The following is a 5,133-nucleotide window of genomic DNA, read 5'->3' on the forward strand; positions in this document are numbered from 1 at the left end:
GGGTAAGAGGAGTTGCGCGCGTATTGCGCCCACTTATCAGAATCAACATCCATAAAATCCATAAGCAAAATGGGTTTTTTGCTTAAAGAAGATAAAGTAAGGCTATTAAAAACATATTCAGCCATTGACGATGCGGTACACAAAATCGCATCAACATTTTGTGATTGAATGAATTCATCAAATTGTTGTTGTAAAGCTGCACTGTAAAAATTAGCGACGCTCAAAGGCTTATTTTTTATCAGCCCAGTAAGCAATCTAAGCGGTTTTGTAGCTAAATAGCGGGTTTCAACTGAAGTGCAATAGCCATTTTTTAATTGCTCAAAATAGTCATTTTCTTCTTTGTCTTCGCTAGGGGCGAACAAATGTATCTGATGACCATGTTCAGAAAGATGTTTCAACTGATGAAAAGTGCGGATCTTTTCTCCTTTATTTGGCGGAAAAGGCACTCGATGGGAAAGAATAACGATTTTTTTCAAGAGAAAGTTCAAAAGTCACTAAGGGCATAATACAAACTCTAGAACTTAAGCAATATCAATGCAATACTTGAATGAATTAGATTCAAAATTTAGCGCTTCACGCAGAAATTAGGTATATTCTAATCAAGTTTTATCTGCTTTTGGAAAACAAGTTGAAAGGAATTTTGTAGTGAAATTAATCGTTCAGATCCCCTGTTATAATGAAGAACTCACCCTACCTGCAACGTTTCATGATATTCCGAAACAAATCCCGGGTATCGATGTAGTCGAAATTATGATTATTGATGATGGCTCATCTGATAAAACAATTGAAATTGCTGAACAGTTAGGTGTTCATCATATCATTCGTAATAAAAAGAATCGGGGTTTAGCCAGAACATTCAGAACCGGTATTGACGCTTGTTTAAAATGCGGTGCTGACATAATTGTTAATACCGATGGAGACAATCAATACGCCGGCTGGGATATTCCAAAGTTGATACAACCCATTTTGGATGGAAAAGCTGACGTTGTAGTGGGGGATCGCAAAACATCAGAAATCGTTCACTTCTCACCTTTTAAAAAGTTCTTGCAGCGCCTTGGCAGTTACGTTGTAAAAGCGTTATCTGGGGTTAAAGTACCTGACGCTGTGAGCGGATTCAGAGCCTATAGTCGTGATGCGGCCCTGCAACTTAATATAGTCTCTCCTTTTAGCTATACAATAGAAGCGCTAATTCAAGCTGGCAAAAAGCATATGGCAGTAGCTTCAGTGCCGGTTGAAACGAATGCAAAAACCCGTGAATCTCGTTTATTCACCAGCATCCCAAAATTCATAGAAAGACAACTCACCACCATAGTGCGTATGTATACCATGTACCAGCCGCTCAAAGTTTTTGTGCTGATAGGTGGCATTATCTCTTTAGTTGGGATTATTCCGATTATTCGTTTTCTCTATTTCTATTTCACTGGCGACGGCGAAGGACATATTCAATCTTTGATCTTGGGTGGCGTACTTACCATGTTAGGTTTTATTACCTTTTTAATTGCAATTTTAGCCGACTTAATGAATTTCAACCGCCAACTCATTGAACAAACCTTAGAGAAGGTGAGGCGTATAGAGCTAACAATGCATGATGAAGAGAAGTGACGAAATTATTTTATGGATGTTAATTACTTCAGAAGGTTTTTATAAATGCGAGTTGTAGCATGGGGAACTTATGATACAGGTAAGCCACGTGTTCGCATTCTATTAAAAGGTTTGCAACTCAATGGCGTTGAGGTCATCGAGTGTCATAGAGATGTATGGGGAGACGTAGAAGATAAAAGCCAAATTAAGGGAGTAAGCCAGAAGCTTACTAGGCTAATCAAATGGATTATTAGTTATCCAAAGCTAATTTGGTCATATTGTAATTTACCAAAACACGACGCAGTACTCATTTGTTACATGGGGCAACTTGATATCCTGATTATTTGCTTGTTCGCAAGATTGAGAGGTACTCCGATTGTTTGGGATGGGTTTTTGTCTCTCTATAATACAGTTGTAGAAGACAGAAAATTAGTTAGTCGATATAACCCTTTGGCATGGGGCTTGTATTGTTGGGAGTGGTTAGCGTGTAAGGCGGCGGATATTATTATTCTGGACACCAAAGCTCATGGAGATTATTTCACCAGCAAGTTTAATTTGCCCGATGGTAAAGTGAAATCTGTATTTGTTGGGGCTGAACCAGAGAGTTTTCCGCCGGTAAAGAGCAATGATTCGCTCAAAGTAGCCACTCCTTCTATCTTATTTTATGGCCAATTTATTCCATTACACGGAATTGAGACAATCATCCAAGCTGCAAGATTGGCGAAGAACGACAATTTAAGTTGGACCGTTATTGGTACCGGTCAAGAAAAAGACAAAATACAAAAGCTAATTGATGACGAGCCATTGCCACAGTTGAATTGGATTCCGTGGATAGAGTACAAAAATTTAATTAAAAAAATTCATGACGCTGATATTTGTTTAGGTATTTTTGGGAAGACTGAAAAAGCAGCGCGCGTTATTCCAAATAAAGTATTCCAATTAATAACCGCTGGAATGCCAATCATTACTATGGACTCCCCCGCGATTAGAGAATTGGTCCCTTTTAATCAATCTGGAGTCAAACTTTCCCTGCCGGGAGACCCTGTTAGTTTATACAACAAGATAAATGAATTATTAGAAGAATTAGATAAAATGGAAATGCCTTTACATAGAAATTTAGTAGAGGAAATTGAGCCGAAAAAGTTAGGGAAAGACTTAGCCATTATAATTGGCGAAGCTGCTCTATAGTCGTTACATCAATAAAAGAACTCGTTATGAAAATTGGAATAGAAATAGGTTGGTCTCAAAAGGCCGGAGGAGCAAGACGAGTAGCATTTAATACACTTGCAGAAATGTGTAAGCTACGTAGTAATTATCAGTTTCATACTTTTACCAATGAAAATATCGATGTTTGTGATTCGAGTAATTTAAAGCCGACTGTGCTCCGAGCTCCATTTGCCGTTCCTCAAACCATATGGGATCAGTTTTTATTTCCTCATGTTGCAGTACCCTATGAAGTCAGCAAACTAAAGCTTGATGTAGTGCACTTCACCAACAATATAGTGCCAATAGTGTGTAAAACACCATACGTTGTTACTATCCATGACATGACACCATTCGTCATCCCTGACTCGTTTAAGAAATTTCACGGCAGTTATCAACGATGGTATTTTAAGTTGGCCGCCAAAAATGCGAGAAAAATAATTACAGTTTCGCAAAATTCAAAAAATGATATTTGCCGATTATTAGATGTTAATGACGACAAGGTTGTTGTGGTGCCATTAGCGCCGTTAGAAAGTCCATCAGTAGGTAATCAAGATGATAGCGACAACCCTGAATTTTTAGACTCTCCTTATCTTCTGTATGTAGGTGCAATACACCCTAGAAAAAATGTGATACGTCTTATTAAAGCATTTGGGCTCCTCAAAAAGAATAAAAACATTCCACACAAGCTGATGATTGCTGGCGCGCTGCGCTGGGGGAATGATGAAATTAGCAGTGAGATTGACAAATTACAGCTAAATGATGATGTGCAATTCCTGGGCAGAGTATCAGATGAATTATTAAATAAACTTTACAAGAATTGCAGTGCCTTTGTGTACCCATCAATCTATGAAGGTTTTGGCCTGCCAGTAATTGAAGCGATGTCACAAGGTGCACCTGTCATAACATCGATTGGCTCCTCTCTAGAAGAGGTCGCAGGGGATGCAGCAGAATTAATTGATCCATACAGTGAAGAAGACATCGCTCGAGGGCTAGAGAAAGTATTACTCGATACTACTTATGCCGACAATTTGCGGCAAAAAGGGATACAAAGAGCGAAAGAGTTTACTTGGGAAAAAACTGCTAAAGGTATTCTTGATGTGTTGGAGTCTGTGTAGTGAACTCAGATGTTAGCGTACACAACACTTTTTCACCCGATGATATGCAGCCAATTTGGATTGTCATTGTTAATTATCATAGTCAAAATTTAGTCTGCAGGTGTATAGAGTCGTTGCAAAAACATTTAGTTTTGCCATTTAAGGTAGTGGTGGTAGACAATAGTGCAGAATCAGAGACTGATAAAATTGAAGCTGGTTTTCCAGATACGATCACCATAAAAGCAACCAGTAATGATGGTTTTGCTGCCGGTTGTAACATTGGTGTAGACCATGCCATAGAACACCAAGCTGATTTTATATTGCTGTTAAATACTGACACTTTTACGGTGCAGGATTTTTTGTCGCCAATGCTCGAAGAATTCAAGAATAACGATAAGTTAGGTATGGCTGGACCCACAATATTTTATGAAGAACCGGCAAATAAAATATGGATGGCGGGGAGTACCAAAAATTGGTGGTCGGGTGGTGCCAAACACATACTAGACGATAGTTTAGCCAGGGATAAAAAGCCTGTTTTGGTGCCATTTATGTCTGGATGTTGCATGTTGCTGCGTGTTAAAGCGATAAAAGATGTTGGTCTTATGGACACTCGTTATTTTTTATACTTTGAGGACGGTGACTACTGCGAAGCTTTCTTAAAAAATAAATGGCAAATAGCTTACATACCAGAAGCAAAACTGGTGCATTCAGCATCTAGCACTACCGGCTTTCAAAGTGAAAATTACGTCTATTATTTTTCTCGGAATAGAATTTGGCTCATGTATCGCTGGGCGCCAAAAATTGCCTTTGTATATTATTTTTTGTTTACTCTTTTAGTTAAAGTACCTGGTTCAATAGTGGTTTTTTCTTTATTTCGACGTAAACCTAACCTCACCAAAGCTTTTATAAAAGGCTTTATTGATGGTGTTAAAAATATGGGAACAAAGCATGAGTAACCCGGTTGATCTAAAAAGAATACTCTTTGTAACAAACTCCGTCTTGGTTTATGGCGGAGAGCTTTCATTACTAGAGGTTATTCGAAACCATGCAAGTAACCCCAATGTGCGAATAATTGTAATAGTCCCTCAAGAAGGGCCATTTTCTGAAGAACTAAAAAAGCTTGATGTAGATTTTATTGCCCTTCGATATTACAAATGGGTGGTTAAAAAAAGGCTTAGGCGTTTTCTTGAATGCCCCGTTAAAAATGTATTTAACTATTTTGCAGCCAATAGCCTCAACAAAATAGCCAAAG

5 protein-coding genes and 1 pseudogene are annotated in these 5,133 nt (G+C 38.4%); 5 read left to right on the forward strand and 1 reads right to left on the reverse strand.

From position 1 onward, the window contains the following. Positions 1–476: pseudogene (locus NWQ57_RS04960) on the reverse strand (group 1 glycosyl transferase); the annotation flags it as partial. A gap of 169 nt (positions 477–645) precedes the next feature. Between NWQ57_RS04960 and NWQ57_RS04965 the strand changes: the two are divergent. From NWQ57_RS04965 to NWQ57_RS04985, 5 genes are all read left to right on the forward strand, one after another. After that, positions 646–1,602 (forward strand): glycosyltransferase family 2 protein, encoded by a 957-nt coding sequence (locus NWQ57_RS04965; RefSeq protein WP_306021027.1) that lies wholly within the window; start codon positions 646–648, stop codon positions 1,600–1,602. A gap of 45 nt (positions 1,603–1,647) precedes the next feature. Next, positions 1,648–2,769: a glycosyltransferase gene (locus NWQ57_RS04970; RefSeq protein ID WP_306021028.1), complete on the forward strand. Its 1,122-nt coding sequence runs from the start codon at positions 1,648–1,650 to the stop codon at positions 2,767–2,769. Between the two features lie 26 nt (positions 2,770–2,795). Next, on the forward strand, positions 2,796–3,902 hold the full coding sequence (locus tag NWQ57_RS04975; protein WP_306021029.1) for a glycosyltransferase family 1 protein: 1,107 nt from the start codon (positions 2,796–2,798) through the stop codon (positions 3,900–3,902). Positions 3,903–3,946: 44 nt separating this feature from the next. Beyond that, positions 3,947–4,837, forward strand: coding sequence for a glycosyltransferase family 2 protein (locus NWQ57_RS04980; protein WP_306021031.1), 891 nt, complete (start codon positions 3,947–3,949; stop codon positions 4,835–4,837). After that, positions 4,803–5,133, forward strand: a 331-nt coding sequence (locus tag NWQ57_RS04985; RefSeq protein WP_306021030.1) for a hypothetical protein, incomplete at its 3' end; no start/stop codon positions are given. The genes NWQ57_RS04980 and NWQ57_RS04985, both read left to right, overlap by 35 nt.

This window comes from Paraglaciecola sp., from assembly GCF_030730205.1.
In the GTDB taxonomy this organism is placed as follows: Bacteria; Pseudomonadota; Gammaproteobacteria; order Enterobacterales; family Alteromonadaceae; genus Paraglaciecola.

Excerpts from the sequence above, each read along its gene's own strand:
- NWQ57_RS04970 (WP_306021028.1), top strand. The coding sequence starts at position 1,648 with ATGCGAGTTGTAGCATGGGGAACTTATGATACAGGTAAGCCACGTGTT.
- NWQ57_RS04975 (WP_306021029.1), top strand. The coding sequence starts at position 2,796 with ATGAAAATTGGAATAGAAATAGGTTGGTCTCAAAAGGCCGGAGGAGCA.
- NWQ57_RS04980 (WP_306021031.1), top strand. The coding sequence starts at position 3,947 with ATGCAGCCAATTTGGATTGTCATTGTTAATTATCATAGTCAAAATTTA.